General features: G+C 60.8%; 1 rRNA gene. It reads left to right on the top strand.

The features are described 5' to 3' along the window. Positions 1–89 (top strand): 16S ribosomal RNA (locus IG64_RS37235); the annotation flags it as partial. Positions 90–398 lie beyond the last annotated feature (309 nt).

Below are 398 nucleotides of genomic sequence, written 5' to 3'. Positions count from 1 at the left end.
GGAGGGAGCTGTCGAAGGTGGGACTGGCGATTGGGACGAAGTCGTAACAAGGTAGCCGTACCGGAAGGTGCGGCTGGATCACCTCCTTTCTAAGGAGCATCTAGCTGCCGCAAGGCAGTCAGAGCCACTACGTCGGCAAACGTCCGACGGTGGTCAGCTCATGGGTGGAACGTTGACTACTCGGCACACTTCGGATGGATGAGAGCGCTAGTACTGCTTCGGCGTGGAACGCGGATCTTGTCAGCGAGGAGTGTCGGGCACGCTGTTGGGTGTCTGAGGGCGCGGCCGTGAGGCTCGTCCTTCGGGATGCCGGCCCCAGTGCACTCGGGATGTTGTTCCCGGGGTGATGGGTGGTTGGTCGTTGTTTGAGAACTGCACAGTGGACGCGAGCATCTGTG

The organism is Streptomyces sp. NRRL S-340, from assembly GCF_000720185.1.
In the GTDB taxonomy this organism is placed as follows: Bacteria; Actinomycetota; Actinomycetes; order Streptomycetales; family Streptomycetaceae; genus Streptomyces.
The sequence above is the reverse complement of the archived record's forward strand: the minus strand, read 5'-3'. Positions and strand labels throughout refer to the sequence as shown.